The sequence below is a fragment of the Chromobacterium vaccinii genome (genome assembly GCF_001855275.1).
Classification (GTDB): domain Bacteria; phylum Pseudomonadota; class Gammaproteobacteria; order Burkholderiales; family Chromobacteriaceae; genus Chromobacterium; species Chromobacterium vaccinii.
The window spans coordinates 1,466,640-1,482,903 of record NZ_CP017707.1 but is presented as its reverse complement, the minus strand read 5'-3'; the positions used below and the strand labels follow the sequence as shown (position 1 = coordinate 1,482,903).

Here is a 16,264-nt window from a genome sequence, read left to right as displayed (position 1 = left end):
GCCGCCCCAATCTCAGCTTTTCCGTTTACACTGCGTTCACTCACTGGACATAACAGGAAAGGTTAAGGGGGATGGGTTTGAATATCACGAACCGTCAGGGGTTCTTGCTGGTGGCGGCCGCCTGCGCCGGCGCGATGGGGTTTGCGCTGTTCGCGCAATACCAGCTTGGCCAGGAGCCGTGCCCGCTGTGCATTCTGCAGCGCATCGGCGTGATGGGGGTGGGCGCGCTGGCGCTGCTGGCGGCGTTGCACAACCCCGGTCGTACCGGCGCGCGGGTGTGGGGCGGCCTGGTGACGCTGGCCGGCCTGGCGGGCGCGGGCGTGTCGCTGCGCCAACTGTGGCTGCAGAGCCTGCCGGCCGACCAGGTGCCGCAATGCGGCCCGGGCCTGGAATTCCTGATGGAATCCTTTCCCTTGTGGGATGTGTTGTCCAAGGTCTTGAAGGGCAGCGGCGAGTGTGCGGAAATCCATGGCCGCTTCCTCGGCATGACCATGCCGTTCTGGGTGGCGGTGTTCTTCGCGGGCGTTATCGTCTGGACGCTGTGGCTGGTTGCCCGCCGCCGCCGTTGAGCGCTTTCCGGATTATCAATCCAGTCGCGCGGACGCATCGTCCGCGCTTTTTTTTGCGTCGGCGTCGGATGAAAAGTAAAGGCTGGCGCGGTTGCGGCCGCCGCGTTTGGCTTCGTACAGCGCCTGGTCGGCTTGTTCGAACAGGGTGCGGGTGCTGTCGCCGGGGCCGGGGACGCAGGCGCGCACGCCTATGCTGCAGCTGATCTTGCCGAGCGGGCTGGCGGAGTGGGGCAGCTCCATCGCCGCCAAATGGCCGAGGAAGCGCTCGGCGGCGGACAGGGCTTGCGGCCCGTCGCCGGGCGTCAGCAGCACGCCGAACTCCTCTCCGCCCAGCCGGGTGGCCAATTGCCCCTTCTGGCGGAAGCAGTCCTTGAGCGCCCGCGCCACTTTCTGCAGCGCTTCGTCGCCGGCGTAATGGCCGTAGTGGTCGTTGTATTTCTTGAAGTGGTCGATGTCGAGAATGAGCAGCGCCAGCGGCTTGCGCTTTTGCCGGCTTTGCTCGACGGCATGGCCGAAGACTTCATCGAAGTGGCGGCGATTGTAGAGCCGGGTCAGGCCATCGGTGAAGGCCAGCGAGAACAATTGGGCCTGGCCGCTGACGTAGCGCAGCGTTCCGCTGAGCAGCAGCAGGATGGCCACCACGCTGCCGCCGGCCCAAATCGAGGCGAAGTAGAGCAGCGCGGCCGACGACAGCAGCACGGCGCCCGAGGCCAGCGCGTAGCCGGCCAGCAGGCTGCGCGCGCGCACCCGGCGCGACAGCAGCCAGTCGCCCAGTCCCAGCAGCAGCGCGCCCAGCAGGCATTCCAATGGCAGCGGCATCGGCCGTATCTGCTGGTGGGTGAGCAGGCCGTGCACCATGTAGGCGTCTATTCCCACGCCTGACATGCCGGTATTGTTCGCCGAAACCGGCGTCGGCTGCTGGTTGCCCAGGCCATTGGCGGTTACGCCTATCAGCACGATGCTGTCTTCGAAGAACGACGGCGGCAGCCGGCTCAGCGCGTCGCTGTACGATACGGTGTGAAAGGGTTTGGGGCCGCTGCTGAACGGCACCATCACCAGGTCGCGCCGTTGCCAGGCCTGCCCGGGGCGGGGCGGCTGGGCTGGAGGGATGGCCTCTTTCTGTCCGTTGGCTACGGCGCAGACGGCGGCGGCGAAGCTGGGGTAGCGCGGCGCGCCCAGGCCGGCCCGCAGATAGACGCGGCGTATGGTGCCGTCTTCGTCGCGTTCGTAATCGGTGTGGCCGAGCGCGGCCATCGCCGATGCGATCGGCGGCAGCGGGCGGGTTTCCAGCAGCTGGCCGGCCTGTAATTCCGGAAACACCGGGCCGACCACCTTGCCGTTGCGGCGGATGGCTTCGGCAAGGTGCTTGTCGGCTTCCGGGTGGTCGCGCGAGGGTTCGGCGATGGCGATGTCGAAACCGACCGCGCTCGCGCCGCCCAGCTTGTCCAGCAGCTGGGCGTGGTAGGCGCGGGGCCATGGCCACCGGCCCAGCTCGGACAGGCTCTTTTCATCAATGGCGATGACGATGAGGTTCTGGTCCGGCGGGTGCAGCGGATTGGCCCGGGTCAGGCTGTCGTACAGCCAGAAATCCAGCCGGCCCAGCAGCTGGCTGGCGATGAGCAGCAGGCCGAGCAGGGCGAGCAGCAGGGGGATGCCCCTGCTGTAGCGGGATATCTGGGTGGAGCGCATCGCGTGATTTTACGGCAAAAGCAGCGCGGGATACCGTTCTTCGGCATGGTATCCGCCGTCGCCGTCCACCAGGATGGTGACAACGAAACGTCCGCTGGGCATGCGCAGCAGCGACCAGGCGGGCTCGTCTGCGCCCTGCTGCCAGATGATGCGGCCTGGCTCGTCCGGCCGGGCCAGTTGCAGGGTGTAGCGCGCTTTGGCCACCGGGTAGCGGCGGGATTGCAGCTTGCGGTCGCCGGGCAGGCCCATTTCATACCAGGCCTTGATTCTCAGTTCCTGAGTATTGCCATAGGGGCCGGGCTGGTTCTTGTCATTCAGCGAGGCCAGCCGCCAATACCATTTTCCCTTGTCGGGCAGGTTGAGCGCGAAGGTGTCTTGTTCCAGCCTGCCCTGGTGCCAGATGTCGGTGAAGGCGGGGTCGCGGGCCACTTGCAGCCAGGCGGGATGTTCCGGGCTGGCGCTGCTGCCGACCCACAGCGTCTGCGCGCGCTGGCTGGTCCGCTTGGCATCGCTGAAGATCAGCGGCGGCAATGGACTGGCGGCCAGGGTGAAGCCGCGGCTGGCGTCGTAGCCTTCGATGCCTTGGGCGTTGCGCGCGCGAACGGTCAGCAAGTAGCGGCCATTTTGCGGGAGTTCGGGGTAGAAGCGCGCCGTTTCCGTGCTGCGGTTGTACAGCTGCTGCTGGGTCTGGGCGTCGGATAGCGCGAGCTGATAGCCGACTTCGCCGTTCTGCTTGTGCCATTCCAGCAGCGGGGGATTGAAGGGGCTGACGGTGATCACGCCGTCTAGCGCGGGCGCCTTGGGCAGGGCCACCGATTGTTTGCCGCCGCTGCGGCCGCCGAACCCCGCGGGAATGTCCAGCTCTTCGCCGTCAGCCGCCAGATTGACCTTTCCGTGCAGTACTTCGGCCGCGGTGTCCTGGTCGTCCAGGCTGCGCACGCGGAACTCAGTGCCGCGCACCGTGGTCACCGCCGATGGGGTGTAGATTTGGTAACGGTTTGGCATCAGCTGCCTGGGCACTACGGCATTGCTGGCCGAGCCGTGATCCAGCCGATTTTGCGACTGGATGGCCCCGGTCGTGGGGTAGAACACCTGCTTGCCCAGCGTCAGCTTGCTGTTGGACCACAACTGCAGCATGGAGCCATCGGCCATGCGCAATTTCAGCATGGCGTCCTTGCCGGTTGAAATCCGGCTGCCGGCCTGAAGATGAAGGCCAGGCGCCGCCTTCAGCGGCTGTCCATCCGCATCCTGGACGTTGACGGCGCCGGACAGCGCTTCGATGGTGACCGACGATTCGTTTTGCCGAGTCCAGCTATAGGGAACGGCCAACTGGCTGCCGGGTGTCAGCCGGTAGGGATTGGCGATGCCGTTTTGCTGTTGCAGTTTCGGTACATAAGCGGGCGAAGTCAGGTGCTTGGCCGCGAACGACCACAGCGTATCGCCCGCTTGAACCGTGTATTGCCATGTGGCCTCTTCGCCGCCGCTGCCGGCCCAGGAGGCGTGGCTGCTCAGGCACAGCGCCAGCAGGGCAGTCTTGTTCATGTGAAATCTCTTGATATGAATTTTTAAAAGTCTGACAGTATTGCCAGCAATCCGGCATTTTGCAACCGCAACATGCGAATGGGGTGGAAAGGCTGCGGCAAGCGGCGCGTGTGTGACGGGGGAATGCAAAAAAAGCAGCCTGAGGCTGCTTTTTTGCAAGATTGGCGGAGTGGACGGGACTCGAACCCGCGACCCCCGGCGTGACAGGCCGGTATTCTAACCAACTGAACTACCACTCCGTTTTCTGGTGGGCGGTACTGGACTCGAACCAGCGACCCCTGCCGTGTGAAGGCAGTGCTCTACCAACTGAGACTAACCGCCCGAAAACTGTGTGCTGCTGCGTGAAACCGTTGGCGGAGTGGACGGGACTCGAACCCGCGACCCCCGGCGTGACAGGCCGGTATTCTAACCAACTGAACTACCACTCCGTTTTTTGGTGGGCGGTACTGGACTCGAACCAGCGACCCCTGCCGTGTGAAGGCAGTGCTCTACCAACTGAGACTAACCGCCCGAAACTGTGTGTTGCTGCGTGAAACCGTTGGCGGAGTGGACGGGACTCGAACCCGCGACCCCCGGCGTGACAGGCCGGTATTCTAACCAACTGAACTACCACTCCAGCCGAAAACTTTGGTGGGCGTTGACGGAGTCGAACCGCCGACATTCTGCTTGTAAGGCAGACGCTCTACCAACTGAGCTAAACGCCCGATATTCGGGTACTGCTTTAAACTGTTGGCGGAGTGGACGGGACTCGAACCCGCGACCCCCGGCGTGACAGGCCGGTATTCTAACCAACTGAACTACCACTCCAGCCGAAAACTTTGGTGGGCGTTGACGGAGTCGAACCGCCGACATTCTGCTTGTAAGGCAGACGCTCTACCAACTGAGCTAAACGCCCGATATTCGGGTACTGCTTTAAACTGTTGGCGGAGTGGACGGGACTCGAACCCGCGACCCCCGGCGTGACAGGCCGGTATTCTAACCAACTGAACTACCACTCCAGCCGAAAACTTTGGTGGGCGTTGACGGAGTCGAACCGCCGACATTCTGCTTGTAAGGCAGACGCTCTACCAACTGAGCTAAACGCCCGATATTCGGGTACTGCTTTAAACTGTTGGCGGAGTGGACGGGACTCGAACCCGCGACCCCCGGCGTGACAGGCCGGTATTCTAACCAACTGAACTACCACTCCAACCGAAAACTTTGGTGGGCGTTGACGGAGTCGAACCGCCGACATTCTGCTTGTAAGGCAGACGCTCTACCAACTGAGCTAAACGCCCTGAATTCGTTTCGCTGCTTGCGTTTCAGCGAGGAGGCGAATTAAAGCACAGGGTTTAAGCTCGCGCAAGTGCTGGGGGGAAGTTTTTTTGCGGAAAGCGCCGATTTTGAATATTTGCTCCAATTTTTCGGCTTTTTGCCGGGTCTGCGGGTGACGGCTGCTTCGCGCCTCATGTATCATGCCGCGATTAGGTTTGACGGATGATTGTAAGAATGAAGCCGACCTTTCTCGATTTTGAGCAACCGATTGCCGAGCTCGAGAACAAAATTGAAGAGCTGCGTTTCGTGCAGGACGACTCCGTGCTGGATATCTCCGAAGAGATCGCCCGCCTGCAGAAGAAGAGCCTGGAACTGACCAAGACGCTATACGCAAAGCTGACGCCTTCGCAGATCGCGATGGTGGCTCGCCATCCGCAGCGTCCTTATACGCTGGATTACATCCAGGCCATCTTCACCGATTTCGAAGAGCTGCACGGCGACCGCGCGTTCGCCGACGATGCCGCCATCGTCGGCGGCCTTGCCCGTTTCAACGGCCAGTCCGTGGTGGTGATCGGCCAGCAAAAGGGCCGCGACACCAAGGAAAAGATCCGCCGCAATTTCGGCATGCCGCATCCGGAAGGCTATCGCAAGGCCCTGCGCCTGATGAAGCTGGCCGAGAAGTTCGGCATTCCGGTGATGACTTTTGTCGATACCGCCGGCGCCTGGCCGGGCATTGGCGCGGAAGAGCGCAGCCAGTCCGAAGCCATTGGGCGCAACCTGTATGAAATGACTCGCCTGCGCGTGCCCATCATCGTCACCGTGATCGGCGAGGGCGGCTCCGGCGGCGCTTTGGCCATCGCAGTGGGCGACCACGTCAATATGTTGCAGTACGCCACCTATTCGGTGATTTCGCCGGAAGGCTGCGCATCCATCCTGTGGAAGACGGCAGAGCGCGCGTCCGACGCCGCCGAGGCGCTGGGCATCACCGCGCCGCGCCTGAAGACTTTGGGCCTGATCGATCGCGTGGTCACAGAGCCGGTGGGCGGCGCCCATCGCGACCATGCGCAGATGATGGCCACCTTGAAGCGCGTATTGCAGGACGAGATGAAGGACGTGCAATCCAAACCGATGGATGCGCTGCTGAAAGAGCGTTTCGACCGCCTGATGAGCTATGGCCGCTTCAAGGAAGACGCAGCCTGAGCTGGCGGACAGCCTGATCAAGCACTGGCCGGACGAATTGTCCGGCCTTTTCGCTTTTGAGGTCGGGCTTTCCGGCGGACTGGACTCGGTGGCGCTGTTGTCGCTGCTGTGCGAGGCGCGCGAGCGGCGGCCGGCGCTCGCGCTGTCCGCCGTGCATGTCCACCATGGCTTGAGCCCCAACGCCGACGCGTGGGCTGGGCATTGCCAGTCCTTGTGCGACGCTCTGGGCGTGTCTTTGCGCATCGAGCGGGTGCAGGTGCGCGCCGGCGGCGGCGAAAGCGTCGAAGCCGCGGCGCGCGAGGCGCGTTACGCGGCCTACCGGCTTTCCGCCGCCAGCGTGATCGCGCTGGCCCATCATCAGGATGACCAAGCCGAAACCGTATTGCTGCAGCTGTTGCGCGGCGGCGGCGCGCGCGCGCTGGCGGCGATGCCGGCGCTGCGCGAGCTGTCGGCCGGCAAGCTGCTGTGGCGGCCGCTGCTGGAGATTCCGCGCGCGCGGCTGGAGGCTTATGTCCGGGGGCGGGGGCTATCCTGGGTCGACGACGAAAGCAATCTGGACACCCGTTATCGCCGCAATCTGCTGCGGCACGACATCCTGCCGCGGCTGGAGCGGGCGCTGCCCCATTACCGCAGCCATCTGGCGCGCGCGGCGATGCTGCAGGCCGATGCCGCGGCCATCCTGGACGAGGTAGCGCGCCAGGATCTGGGCGCCTGCCGAACCGAAAACGGGCTGGATTGCGCGCGGCTGCTGGCGCTGTCCGCGCCGCGCCGACGCCAGGCCTTGCTGGCTTGGCTGGAGGCGCTGGGCTGGCCGGCGCCGGAGCCGGGCGCTTTGCTGGAGTTTCTGCGGCAGGCCGAGCATGCGGATCAGGGCGCCAGCCCGGTTTTGACGTTGCCGCAGGGCTGCTTGTTGCGTTTTGCCGATACTGTGCAGGCCTGGCCTAAAGCACTGGCGGAACCGCCGGCATTCACGGCGCTGTTGTGGCGCGGCGGCGACGCTCAGCCGCTGTCTGAGTGGGGCGGCGAGCTGGCTTGGGAGTGGCGCGATCACGGCTTGCCGGAGGCCTTGCTGGCGAGCGGCGCCAGTCTGGCGCCGCGCCGGGGCGGCGAGAAACTGTCCGCCCGGGTGGGGCGCCGCGAGGTGAAGGACCTGTTTCGCGAGGCCGGGGTGCCGCCGTTGCTGCGCCGCCGCTGGCCGTTGCTGTACGGCGCGGATGGCGAACTGCTGGCGGTGCCTGGCATCGCCGTATCTCACCGTTTGGCGATGGAGGCCGGCTGGTGGCCGGTATGGCGTCCGGCTAGCCTCTGACCGATCGCCCGCGCAAAGGACGCTTGCTCCCATTCTTCCTGTTTCCACCGCTTTCGCGCGATGGCCGGCGCGCCGAAGCTCGATTCTGCGGCGGCGTGTTCATGTCCGCCGCGGCCTCTGCCTTGGTATTTTCGCCGAGAAGGCAATCCTGATGGAATATTTCTTGCTGCTTAATGGGGGCGTTGCCTGCAAATCCTCACCGAGAGCCTGAGCCCAGGCGCGTTGTCGGCGGCGCTTAATCGTTAGGAGGCTGCCATGCGACTGGATCGGGTCTATGCGCAGAGCGGCGTGAGTCCATCAAGCGCAAAACCGGCAAATCTTGCCGGCAAGAATCATGACAATGAATTCGCCACATCGCTGGAGCAGGCCCACCGGCAATTGGCCGGCAGCGCGCCGACCGTGCGGCCGCCGCCAGTTCACGATGGCCCGCTGAACGACGAGGATGTGAAATGGCTGCTGCCGTCGCGGGAGAGCGTCGCCTTGCATGGAGAATATGTCCGCCAGTTGCTGGCGGATGCGATGACTCGGGCCTGTTTGCCGATGAATCCGTCGGTTCAGATTGCCAGCGTGGAGAACGGGAAGGTGACGCTGTCCGGCAAGCGGGCCGATCTGGCGCGCATCGAGCAGCTGTGCAACCAGAATCAGGAGCTGAACAGCGCCATTTGCAATCTGCACGTGATCGCGGCCGGCGTGCCGGCAATGGATGAATTCGGCGACTATATCCGAGACTGGTACCGGGCGAGCAACGACGCAGAACGGATGGCGGTGTACCGTCATTACACGTCGAGCATGCCTGCTCCGTCGAAGGTGGAAATTTCCCTGAGCGGCAGCGCTGTCAGCGTGAGCGTCAACGGCGAGGCGATGCCGCAGATGCAAGCCTGATCCGAAAAGAAACAGGCCGGAATATCCGGCCTGTTCTTATCTGGCGGGCTGATGATTACAGATCGACCTGCATCGTCACCGCCACGCTGCGCGGCGCGCCAAGGTTGTAGCGCACGGTATCGGCGGCATTGACCTTGTACGAGCTCGGGATGCGGTAGCTGGTGCTGAACATATTGCTGAGGTTCAATTTCAGCGTCGGGTTTTTCAGCATGCCCATATTGCCGAAGCGGTAGCCGGCATCCAGGTCCACCGTCGTGTACTCCGGCACCACCTCGTCGTTGACCAGGGTGGCGAACTGCTTGCCGGTGTGCTTGACATCGGCGCGGACATACCAGGCGCCCGGCGAATACTGCAGCGACAGCGCGGCCATCCAGCGCGGCGTCATCGGGAAGTCGTTGCCCTGGGTCTGCAACAGGGTGTTGTTGCCGGACGCGTCCTTCCAGTTCAGGTTGTTCTGGATTTCGCTGTGGTTGCTGGTGAACGAGGCGTAGGCGCTCCAGCCCTTGACCGGCACGGTGCCCAGCTCGATCTCGCCGCCCCAGGTGTGCACGCCGCCGGCGTTGATGTTCACCGATTTCAGCGTCACCGGGTCATAGGAGTTGGCCTGGCGGTTGCTGAAGTCCACGTTGAACAGCGAGCCGCTGAGCGTCAGGATGTCGCCCTGCCAGCGATAGCCTAGGTCGGTGTTGACCGAGGTTTCCGGCACCACGTCGTTGGTCATCACCACCTGGCCGTTGATCACCTGCACATTGCCGTTGCTGCTGCTGTACGCATAGTTGGGCACCGCGCGGTAGTTCTTGGTGATGTTGAAGAACACCTGCTGCTTGGGCGTCAGGTAGTAGCGCATGCCGAAGCTGGGCAGGGTTTCGCGGTAGGTTTTATTGATCGTGTAGTCGTAGGCCGCCGCACAGGTCTTGCTGGAGGCGCCGCAGCCATCGTTGGCGTGATTGGTGAATTCGCGCTTGATCTGCGGCGTCCGCAGGCCGGCGTTGATGCCCAGGCGGTCGTCCAGGAAGTTGAAGGTGCCGATGGCGAACAGCTGGGTGGCGGTGCTGATGGTTTCCCAATCGCGGTACTGGTACAGGCTGCCGTCCGGCCGGGTGAGCAGATTGGACTGCATCCACGGGTCTTGCGGGCTGCCGTCGGCGTTGGTCAGGCTTTCCGGTCCGGTCTGGATGTGCTGGGCGCGCTCGTACCATATGCCGGCCTGCAGCAGGTGGTTGCCCAGGCTTTGCTCCATGGTGACGGTGATGCCGGGGCGGCGGGTGCGGGTCATGCTGCTGCCGTTGACCACGATGGTGTCCAGCGTGTCGCCGTCGCCGTTCAGATCCTTGGCCGCGGTGTCGGCATGGGCGGCCTTGTTCAGGAAGGCGCTTTCGGACTGCGTCTGCTGGCTGGTGGCGCCGCCGTAGCCGTACCAGAAGTAAGGCTGGATCTTGACGCGGGTGTCCGGACCGAGCTTCAGCACGGCGTCGACCTTGGCGATCACGTTCTCAAACGGGTTTTGCTGCAGCTGATAATAGGCGGGAGTCGGCCCGGTTTCCTTCTGCGCGGTGCCGTTCTTCGGCGTCAGATGTCCCGGGATGAAGTTGGTGGCGTAATCATAGCCATAGCCGGTTTGCTGCAGCTGCTGCAGCGTCGGGGTGCCGAAAGCGTTGCCGATCTGGCGGTTGTACAGCAGGGACGCGTTGATGTAGCCGCCGCTGAAATCGTAGCGGATGCCGGTGTCCACGTGGTCGCGCTTCATGCCGCCGGCGCCTTTCCACTTGTCGGTTTCGCTGTGCGAATAGCTGGCGAAGGCGCGGGCCTTGCCGTCGGCGAACAGGCCGGTGTCGCCGCGGATGTAAGTGCGCTGCAGGCTGTTGCTGCCCAGGCTCTGGGCGATGCGTACGCGGCGCTCCTTTTCCGGATCGCAGGTGACGAAGCTCATATTGCCGCCGCTGGCGCCCATGTGCGGCGCGTCGGTGTCGCTGGAGCCCTGGGTGACCGAGCCCTGGCACAGGTTTTCCAGGTCGACGAATTCCTGCGGATAGACGCTGTAGCTGCCGGAGTCGTTGACCGGCACGCCGTTGATGGTGACGCCGATCTGATCGGAGTTGAAGCCGCGTATGGTCAGCGCGCCGCCGAACATGCCGGTGTTATCCTGGCTGGAGGCGTTGACGCCGGGCAGCATGTTGATGCCCTGATAAATGTTGGAGGTTGGGCTTTGTTTCTCCAGCGCGGCCTTGCTGACGTCGCTGCGCGCGCGCGCGCCTTCCTGCTGCTGCAGCAATCCCACGCCCAGCTTGTCGCCGGCGCCGGTGATGGTGACGGTTTGCAGCTGGGTTTCCTCAGCGAGCGCGGCCTGGCTGGCCAGGGCCGCGAGCACGGCCAGAGTCAAGGGGCGCAAGTATGCCTTCTTATCCATTTCATTTCCTGAGATGTAGAAAAACCAATTTTTAGTTCTGATGCATTTTTCATGCGCAGCAGCGGGCCTGCCGTCAGGCATGGGCAATTGCATGGCAAACCAAGTGGATGACTTGGGTGAGGCGGAGGGCGGGGCCTTGTCCTGGCTGGAAAATTTCGCGTTCATGAGAGCCGCTGCAAACGCGTGGCGTCTAGGCGCGCTCATGTCTGGAAAACAACCAGTTTGGATTAGTTCGGCTTGGAATTATTTTTAAGCGGCAAATTTAGTCTATTGTCATTTCTATTTCAATAAACAAATATTGCAAAAAGAATAAATAAATATGTCTTTAAATGAAGTTTGCAGAGAGGAGACCAGGCTGAATTGGGGTGGGCAGAGCAGAAAGTCGGACAAGTTTTAATAGATTGTAAAGCCGGTCGGGAGTTTGAATAAAAATTGATATGGCATAATTTTGACTGTAGCCGCTTGGTGCGCCGTCTTTCGTTGGGGAGATGGGGAGCGGCGCGTGGCGGCGGGGGAGAGCTTGACGCTGTTGGCAAGTCCGCGCCGAGGCGCTGAGCTTGAGCGCGCCGCCGCAGGCAGCGCCCGCGTGCGGCAGAGAGGCGCAACGCAGGCTGAGGGGTTTTGTCAGCGGTTCTTAAGAGAGCGGCAGTTGAGCGATGCCCTGCTCATCCAGGCGCAGGTAGCCGCCGTGGTCGTCGTGCCAATCCTGGATCACCCAGCGGCTGGACGCGTCGTGAAGGTGATGGGCGGGGCGATGGGTGTGGCCGTGGACCAGCGTGGGCCAGTCATGGGCGGCCAGCAGCTCGCGCACCGCGGTCTCGGTGACGTCGGAGATCGCGGTCAGGCCGGTTTGCTGCTTGTTCATCTCGCTCTGCGCGCGGGCGTGGCGGGCGATGGCGTGGCGCTCGGCCAGCGGCTTGGCCAGCATCGCCTGCTGCCACTGCGGGTTGCGGCTCATCGCGCGGAACTGCTGGTAGGCTGCGTCGTCGGTGCACAGCGCGTCGCCGTGGCTGAGCAGGATGCGCCGGCCGTGCGCCTCGATCAGCGTCGGGTCGTCCAGCAGCCTGGCGCCGCTGCGGGCTTCGAAGCCGGCGCCCAGCAGGAAGTCGCGGTTGCCGCGCATCACGTACAGCGGGGTGTCGGCGGCGAAGGCGCGCATCGCGGCCAGCGGCGCTTCCAGGTAGGGGGAGTCGTCGTCGTCTCCCACCCAGTATTCGAACAGGTCTCCCAGGATGTACAGCGCCGCGATCCGGCCGCGCCAGGCGGCGAGCGTGTCCAGGAACAACTGGTTGAGCGCCGGGGTGTCGTCGGCGAGGTGCAGGTCGGAGATGAAATGAATGGCCATGGCTGCTGGTTTATCCGGGGAAAGACAAAGCCGGGGCGAGGCCCCGGCTGGATTTTGCAAGCGGACGCTTAGATGACTTCCGCCTTTTGGAGCACGACGGGCTCAACCGGCACATCCTGATGCATGCCGCTGCGGCCGGTGCGGACGGTCTTGATGCGATCCACCACTTCCTGGCCGGCCACTACCTGGCCGAATACCGCGTAGCCCCAGCCCTGGGAGCTTTCGGACTTGAAGTCCAGGAAATCGTTGTCGGAGACGTTGATGAAGAACTGGGCCGACGCCGAGTGCGGGTCCATGGTGCGGGCCATGGCGACGGTGTAGGTCTTGTTGGACAGGCCGTTGTTGGCCTCGTTCTGGATCGGGTCCCGGGTGGGCTTCTGGTTCATGTCGGCGTCGAAACCGCCGCCCTGGATCATGAAGCCGTTGATCACGCGGTGGAAGATGGTGCCGTCGTAATGGCCGCTCTTCACGTACTCTTCGAAGTTGGCAGCGGTTTTCGGCGCCTTCTCGTGGTCCAGTTCCAGGGTGATTTCACCGAAGTTGGTCGTCAGTTTGATCATTGCGTTTTCCTTTGCGATGCAGCCGCGGGACGGCCTTACGGTTTGATGGTGACTTTTTGGATGATGACCGGCTCGAACGGCACGTCCTGCATGCCGTTCATGCTCCCGGTGCGGAGCTTGGCGATGCGGTTGACCACATCCATGCCCTTGGTGACTTTGCCGAACACGGCGTAGCCCGCGCCCTGTGGCGTCGGCGAACTGTAATTGAGGAAGTCGTTGCCGGCGACGTTGATGAAGAACTGCGCGGTGGCGGAGTTGGGGTCCGAGGTGCGGGCCATCGCGATGGTGCCGGCGTCGTTCTTCAGGCCGTTGTTGGCCTCGTTGGCGATCGGCGCGCGGGTAGGTTTCTGGTTGAGCTTGGCGTCGAAACCGCCGCCCTGGATCATGAAGCCGTCGATCACGCGGTGGAACACGGTGCCGTTGTAGTGGCCGGCCTTGGCGTAGGCGACGAAATTGGCGACGGACTTGGGAGCCTTGGCCGAATCCAGCGCGATTTCGATATTGCCCTTGTTGGTGACCATCTCCGCCACCGGGGCGGCGAAGGCGAGTGCGGGCAGGGCGGCGAGGGCCAGGCTGCTGATCAGTTTCTTCATCGTTGAATGGCTTTGCGGGCTTGTGGGACAGGGCGCTGATTCTAGCATAGCCGTCCGCGGCGGAGGCAGGCGCCGTAGCGCGGCGGCGGGTTCGCAATGCTTAACAAAGATATGTTTTTCTCTTGCGGCGAGCGGATTTCGAGCTTAGACTCCACCCCCTAAAAGATGCAAGCACTATCTTTTTATTCTGTTTGCATGATGCGCCGGCCCGTCCGGCGCGATTCATTTCAGGAATTCAAAATACAATGCAAGCCGCACCCCGCTCCCTGAGTCTGTTGTCCGTTTCCATCGCCGCCCTGTTCGCCGCCGCGCCTGCCGCGCAGGCCGCCGGTTTCCAGTTGACCGAGCAAAGCGCGCTCGGCATGGGCCGCGCCTACGCCGGCGCCGGCCTGGCCGGCGACGACCTGTCCGCCGTGTTCTACAACCCGGCCGGCATGACCCTGCTGTCCGGCACCCGCGTGCAGGGCGGTTTCACCTACGCCGAGATCGACGCGCCGTTCAATGGCAGCAATACGACCACCACCGTCAATCCAGTGACTGGCACCGTCGTTGGCAAGAGCACCGTTTCCGCCAACGACAACGGTCGCGCGCCGGGCGAGCTGATCCCCAACGCCTACCTGACCCATCAGATCAGCGACAAGCTGTACGCCGGCATCGGCATCACCACGCCGTTCGGCCTGGGAGCGCGCTACAGCGACAACTGGGGCGGCCGCGACAACGGCATCTCCAGCTCCATCAAGACCGTGGACATTAATCCGTCGCTGGCTTACAAGCTGGATGAGCGCTGGAGCTTCGGCGCCGGCGTGTCGGCGCAGTACGCGCAGGCCGATCTGAAGAAGGGCGCCTACCTGCCCGGCGCCACCGGCGAGCTGAAGGCCGACAGCTGGGGCTTCGGCTACAACCTGGGCGTGATGTACTCGTTCAATCAGGACAGCCGCATCGGCTTGTCCTACCGCTCCAAGATCCATCACAAGGCGGAAGGCGATTACACCAACTCCGGCTTCCCGACCGCCGGCCCGCTGGCGCCGCTGGGCCTGAAGCTGAACGGCACCTTCGCCGGTTCCGCCGAAGTGACCGCGCCCGAGTCGCTGCTGCTGAGCGGCTACAGCAAGCTGAACAGCAAGTTCGCCGTCGGCGCCACCGCGCGCTGGACCCGCTGGAGCCGTTTCGACCAGCTGGTGGTCAAGGGCAGCCCGGCGGTTGGCCCCATCGACACCACCACCCGCATCCCCAACAACTGGAAGAACAGCTGGATGTTCTCGGTCGGCGGCGATTACTTCTACAGCGACGCGCTGACGCTGCGCAGCGGCCTGGGTTATGAAACCACCCCGGTGCCGAGCGCGCAGGACCGCAACGCGCTGATCCCGGACGCCAACCGCCTTTGGCTGAGCCTGGGCGCCAGCTACAAGATCAGCAAGCAGGCCAGTGTCGATGTCGGCTACGCCTACCTGCGCGCGCTGGGCGACAAGAAGGTCGACAACACGACCCATAGCCCGTTCGGCACGTCCAGCCATCTGCAGGGCGAGTACTCGTCCATCACCGGCCACCTGCTGGGCGTGCAGATGCAGTACCGCTTCTGATATCCGTCTGGATATGAGAAAAGGCGCGGCTTAGGCCGCGCCTTTTTTTATGGCTGGATCAGATCTGGAATTCCAGACAGTCGTCCAGCAATTGCACCCGCCGCTGCGGAGGCTCCATGCCGAACAGTTCCATCCGGGCCAGCGGCGGCGAGTACAGGTGCAGGGTGACCAGATCCCCGCCGTCGGCTTGCAGATTGGCCACCTGATGGATGTCCAGATGGCCGTTGATCACCAGGCTGCCGGCGGCCAGCTCGCGGGTTTCGCGCGCGGCCAGCTGGCCGGAGAGCGTGGTTTCGAACACGGTCTCGGTGGCGACGCCCTCTATCACTCGCACCCCGCACAGGCTGCCCTTGTGGTTGTGGATCTGGCTGCGCTGGCCGTCGCGCCAGCACAACAGCAATAGCTCGCAATGTTCGTCGCGGTAGATGCGGTTGCGGCAGTAGCGCGCGTCGTCGAAGCGTCGGAACGGCGCGAGGTCTTGCGGTGAGGGGCGCAGCGCGCGGTGGAATTGAAGAATCTGTTCCTGGCTCAGGCTGCCGGAATAGAGCGACAGCTGTTGCAGCGACGCGGCCAGGTTGGGGCTGCAGGCGTCGAACGGCGGACAGGCGGGGGACGCTTCCATCGGTTTCTCCTTGGTCTTTGAGCGTGGCGCGGCGGCGATTCTGGGCGATGTCGAATCGCTTTCTTGTATCGTTTCCAGCATGGGCTGCCCGGAAAACGGATTGCCGCCATGTACCGGTATAGCCGCGGCGGCATGGAGAGTAGACGGACAGAAATGTCAGAGAGTTTCAGGGCAGAGAGGACAAGGGCAGCTTCATCGTCTGTTTGATCGCGTTGAGCACGATGGTGGATTTCACGCTGCGCACCAGCGACAGCTGCATCAGCTTGTTCATCACGAAGGACGACAGCGACGGCAGGTCCGGCACCACGATGCGCAGCAGGTAGTCGGCCTCGCCGGCCGCCGCGTAGCATTCCAGCACCTCGGGCAGATTGTCGATGGACTGGGCGAAGTCCAGCAGCGCGGCTTCGTTGTGCCGCTCCAGGCTGACGTTGGCGAATGCCATCACCGACAGGCCGACATGCTCGGGATTGAGCGCGACCTGATAACCCTGGATGACGCCATTTTGCTCCATCCGCTGGATGCGGCGGCCGATCTGGGAGGCGGACAGCGGAATGTCCTGGGCCAGCTTCTGATGGGTGGCGCGGGCATCCTGCTGCAGCAGGTGCAGGATCTGCAGGTCGAAGCGGTCTAATTCAATTTTGCGCATATCAAGCAATTTATGACGTTTAATGCGGCAAGTATGCAAAATTTAAGGAAAAATAGCAAATAATGC

General features: G+C 63.3%; 13 protein-coding genes and 12 tRNA genes. 5 read left to right on the top strand and 20 right to left on the bottom strand.

Features of this window, described 5'->3' with window-relative positions:
- Window positions 1-71 precede the first annotated feature (71 nt).
- Window positions 72-569: a disulfide bond formation protein B gene (locus BKX93_RS06760; RefSeq protein WP_070979265.1), complete on the top strand. Its 498-nt coding sequence runs from the start codon at window positions 72-74 to the stop codon at window positions 567-569.
- A gap of 15 nt (window positions 570-584) precedes the next feature.
- Here BKX93_RS06760 and BKX93_RS06755 read toward each other — a convergent pair whose 3' ends face one another.
- The 14 genes from BKX93_RS06755 to BKX93_RS06690 form a co-directional block, all read right to left on the bottom strand.
- Window positions 585-2,258, bottom strand: a complete 1,674-nt coding sequence (locus BKX93_RS06755; protein WP_046167136.1) for a CHASE2 domain-containing protein — start codon at window positions 2,256-2,258, stop codon at window positions 585-587.
- Window positions 2,259-2,267: 9 nt separating this feature from the next.
- Complete coding sequence (locus BKX93_RS06750) at window positions 2,268-3,800, bottom strand: FecR family protein (RefSeq protein ID WP_070979263.1); 1,533 nt, start codon at window positions 3,798-3,800, stop codon at window positions 2,268-2,270.
- Window positions 3,801-3,962: 162 nt separating this feature from the next.
- Window positions 3,963-4,039, bottom strand: a tRNA-Asp gene (locus BKX93_RS06745).
- Window positions 4,040-4,045: 6 nt separating this feature from the next.
- A tRNA-Val gene (locus BKX93_RS06740) sits at window positions 4,046-4,122 on the bottom strand.
- A gap of 29 nt (window positions 4,123-4,151) precedes the next feature.
- Window positions 4,152-4,228, bottom strand: a tRNA-Asp gene (locus BKX93_RS06735).
- A 6-nt stretch (window positions 4,229-4,234) separates the two neighbouring features.
- Window positions 4,235-4,311, bottom strand: a tRNA-Val gene (locus BKX93_RS06730).
- A gap of 28 nt (window positions 4,312-4,339) precedes the next feature.
- Window positions 4,340-4,416, bottom strand: a tRNA-Asp gene (locus BKX93_RS06725).
- Between the two features lie 12 nt (window positions 4,417-4,428).
- Window positions 4,429-4,504: transfer RNA gene (locus tag BKX93_RS06720), tRNA-Val, on the bottom strand.
- Between the two features lie 26 nt (window positions 4,505-4,530).
- Window positions 4,531-4,607: transfer RNA gene (locus tag BKX93_RS06715), tRNA-Asp, on the bottom strand.
- A gap of 12 nt (window positions 4,608-4,619) precedes the next feature.
- Window positions 4,620-4,695: transfer RNA gene (locus BKX93_RS06710), tRNA-Val, on the bottom strand.
- A 26-nt stretch (window positions 4,696-4,721) separates the two neighbouring features.
- Window positions 4,722-4,798: transfer RNA gene (locus BKX93_RS06705), tRNA-Asp, on the bottom strand.
- 12 nt (window positions 4,799-4,810) lie between these two features.
- Window positions 4,811-4,886 (bottom strand) — tRNA-Val (locus tag BKX93_RS06700).
- Between the two features lie 26 nt (window positions 4,887-4,912).
- A tRNA-Asp gene (locus BKX93_RS06695) sits at window positions 4,913-4,989 on the bottom strand.
- A gap of 12 nt (window positions 4,990-5,001) precedes the next feature.
- Window positions 5,002-5,077, bottom strand: a tRNA-Val gene (locus tag BKX93_RS06690).
- Window positions 5,078-5,288: 211 nt separating this feature from the next.
- On the opposite strand from BKX93_RS06690, the gene BKX93_RS06685 reads away from it, so the two are divergent.
- From BKX93_RS06685 to BKX93_RS06675, 3 genes are all read left to right on the top strand, one after another.
- Entirely contained in the window at window positions 5,289-6,254 is a 966-nt protein-coding gene (locus tag BKX93_RS06685; RefSeq protein WP_046158251.1) for an acetyl-CoA carboxylase carboxyltransferase subunit alpha, read from the top strand.
- A complete protein-coding gene (tilS, locus tag BKX93_RS06680; RefSeq protein ID WP_070979262.1) occupies window positions 6,226-7,563 on the top strand; it encodes a tRNA lysidine(34) synthetase TilS in 1,338 nt (445 codons plus the stop codon). The genes BKX93_RS06685 and tilS overlap by 29 nt, the downstream gene beginning before the upstream one ends.
- A 255-nt stretch (window positions 7,564-7,818) precedes the next feature.
- Window positions 7,819-8,445 (top strand): hypothetical protein, encoded by a 627-nt coding sequence (locus BKX93_RS06675; RefSeq protein WP_070979260.1) that lies wholly within the window; start codon window positions 7,819-7,821, stop codon window positions 8,443-8,445.
- 55 nt (window positions 8,446-8,500) lie between these two features.
- Here BKX93_RS06675 and BKX93_RS06670 read toward each other — a convergent pair whose 3' ends face one another.
- The 4 genes from BKX93_RS06670 to BKX93_RS06655 all read right to left on the bottom strand — a co-directional run bounded on the left by BKX93_RS06670 (window position 8,501) and on the right by BKX93_RS06655 (window position 13,350).
- Window positions 8,501-10,852, bottom strand: a complete 2,352-nt coding sequence (locus BKX93_RS06670) for a TonB-dependent receptor (protein WP_070979258.1) — start codon at window positions 10,850-10,852, stop codon at window positions 8,501-8,503.
- A gap of 634 nt (window positions 10,853-11,486) precedes the next feature.
- On the bottom strand, window positions 11,487-12,197 hold the full coding sequence (locus BKX93_RS06665) for a UDP-2,3-diacylglucosamine diphosphatase (protein WP_046167140.1): 711 nt from the start codon (window positions 12,195-12,197) through the stop codon (window positions 11,487-11,489).
- Window positions 12,198-12,265: 68 nt separating this feature from the next.
- Window positions 12,266-12,757, bottom strand: a complete 492-nt coding sequence (locus tag BKX93_RS06660) for a peptidylprolyl isomerase (protein WP_046158255.1) — start codon at window positions 12,755-12,757, stop codon at window positions 12,266-12,268.
- Window positions 12,758-12,792: 35 nt separating this feature from the next.
- Entirely contained in the window at window positions 12,793-13,350 is a 558-nt protein-coding gene (locus BKX93_RS06655; protein WP_070979257.1) for a peptidylprolyl isomerase, read from the bottom strand.
- Between the two features lie 245 nt (window positions 13,351-13,595).
- Here BKX93_RS06655 and BKX93_RS06650 point away from each other — a divergent pair, with 245 nt between their 5' ends.
- Window positions 13,596-14,930 (top strand): OmpP1/FadL family transporter, encoded by a 1,335-nt coding sequence (locus BKX93_RS06650; RefSeq protein ID WP_070979255.1) that lies wholly within the window; start codon window positions 13,596-13,598, stop codon window positions 14,928-14,930.
- Window positions 14,931-14,988: 58 nt separating this feature from the next.
- Here the strand turns inward: BKX93_RS06650 and BKX93_RS06645 are convergent, their stop codons facing one another.
- Both BKX93_RS06645 and BKX93_RS06640 read right to left on the bottom strand, forming a co-directional pair.
- Complete coding sequence (locus BKX93_RS06645; protein ID WP_070979254.1) at window positions 14,989-15,552, bottom strand: cysteine dioxygenase; 564 nt, start codon at window positions 15,550-15,552, stop codon at window positions 14,989-14,991.
- 166 nt (window positions 15,553-15,718) lie between these two features.
- Window positions 15,719-16,198 carry an Lrp/AsnC family transcriptional regulator gene (locus tag BKX93_RS06640; protein WP_043618703.1) on the bottom strand — a complete coding sequence of 160 codons (480 nt, stop codon included), beginning with the start codon at window positions 16,196-16,198 and terminating at the stop codon, window positions 15,719-15,721.
- Window positions 16,199-16,264 lie beyond the last annotated feature (66 nt).

What these genes read in the sequence shown, in the direction of transcription:
- BKX93_RS06760 (WP_070979265.1), top strand. Translation starts at nt 72, where the DNA reads ATGGGTTTGAATATCACGAACCGTCAGGGGTTCTTGCTGGTGGCGGCC.
- BKX93_RS06755 (WP_046167136.1), bottom strand. Translation starts at nt 2,258, where the DNA reads ATGCGCTCCACCCAGATATCCCGCTACAGCAGGGGCATCCCCCTGCTG.
- BKX93_RS06750 (WP_070979263.1), bottom strand. Translation starts at nt 3,800, where the DNA reads ATGAACAAGACTGCCCTGCTGGCGCTGTGCCTGAGCAGCCACGCCTCC.
- BKX93_RS06685 (WP_046158251.1), top strand. Translation starts at nt 5,289, where the DNA reads ATGAAGCCGACCTTTCTCGATTTTGAGCAACCGATTGCCGAGCTCGAG.
- tilS (WP_070979262.1), top strand. Translation starts at nt 6,226, where the DNA reads ATGGCCGCTTCAAGGAAGACGCAGCCTGAGCTGGCGGACAGCCTGATC.
- BKX93_RS06675 (WP_070979260.1), top strand. Translation starts at nt 7,819, where the DNA reads ATGCGACTGGATCGGGTCTATGCGCAGAGCGGCGTGAGTCCATCAAGC.
- BKX93_RS06670 (WP_070979258.1), bottom strand. Translation starts at nt 10,852, where the DNA reads ATGGATAAGAAGGCATACTTGCGCCCCTTGACTCTGGCCGTGCTCGCG.
- BKX93_RS06665 (WP_046167140.1), bottom strand. Translation starts at nt 12,197, where the DNA reads ATGGCCATTCATTTCATCTCCGACCTGCACCTCGCCGACGACACCCCG.
- BKX93_RS06660 (WP_046158255.1), bottom strand. Translation starts at nt 12,757, where the DNA reads ATGATCAAACTGACGACCAACTTCGGTGAAATCACCCTGGAACTGGAC.
- BKX93_RS06655 (WP_070979257.1), bottom strand. Translation starts at nt 13,350, where the DNA reads ATGAAGAAACTGATCAGCAGCCTGGCCCTCGCCGCCCTGCCCGCACTC.
- BKX93_RS06650 (WP_070979255.1), top strand. Translation starts at nt 13,596, where the DNA reads ATGCAAGCCGCACCCCGCTCCCTGAGTCTGTTGTCCGTTTCCATCGCC.
- BKX93_RS06645 (WP_070979254.1), bottom strand. Translation starts at nt 15,552, where the DNA reads ATGGAAGCGTCCCCCGCCTGTCCGCCGTTCGACGCCTGCAGCCCCAAC.
- BKX93_RS06640 (WP_043618703.1), bottom strand. Translation starts at nt 16,198, where the DNA reads ATGCGCAAAATTGAATTAGACCGCTTCGACCTGCAGATCCTGCACCTG.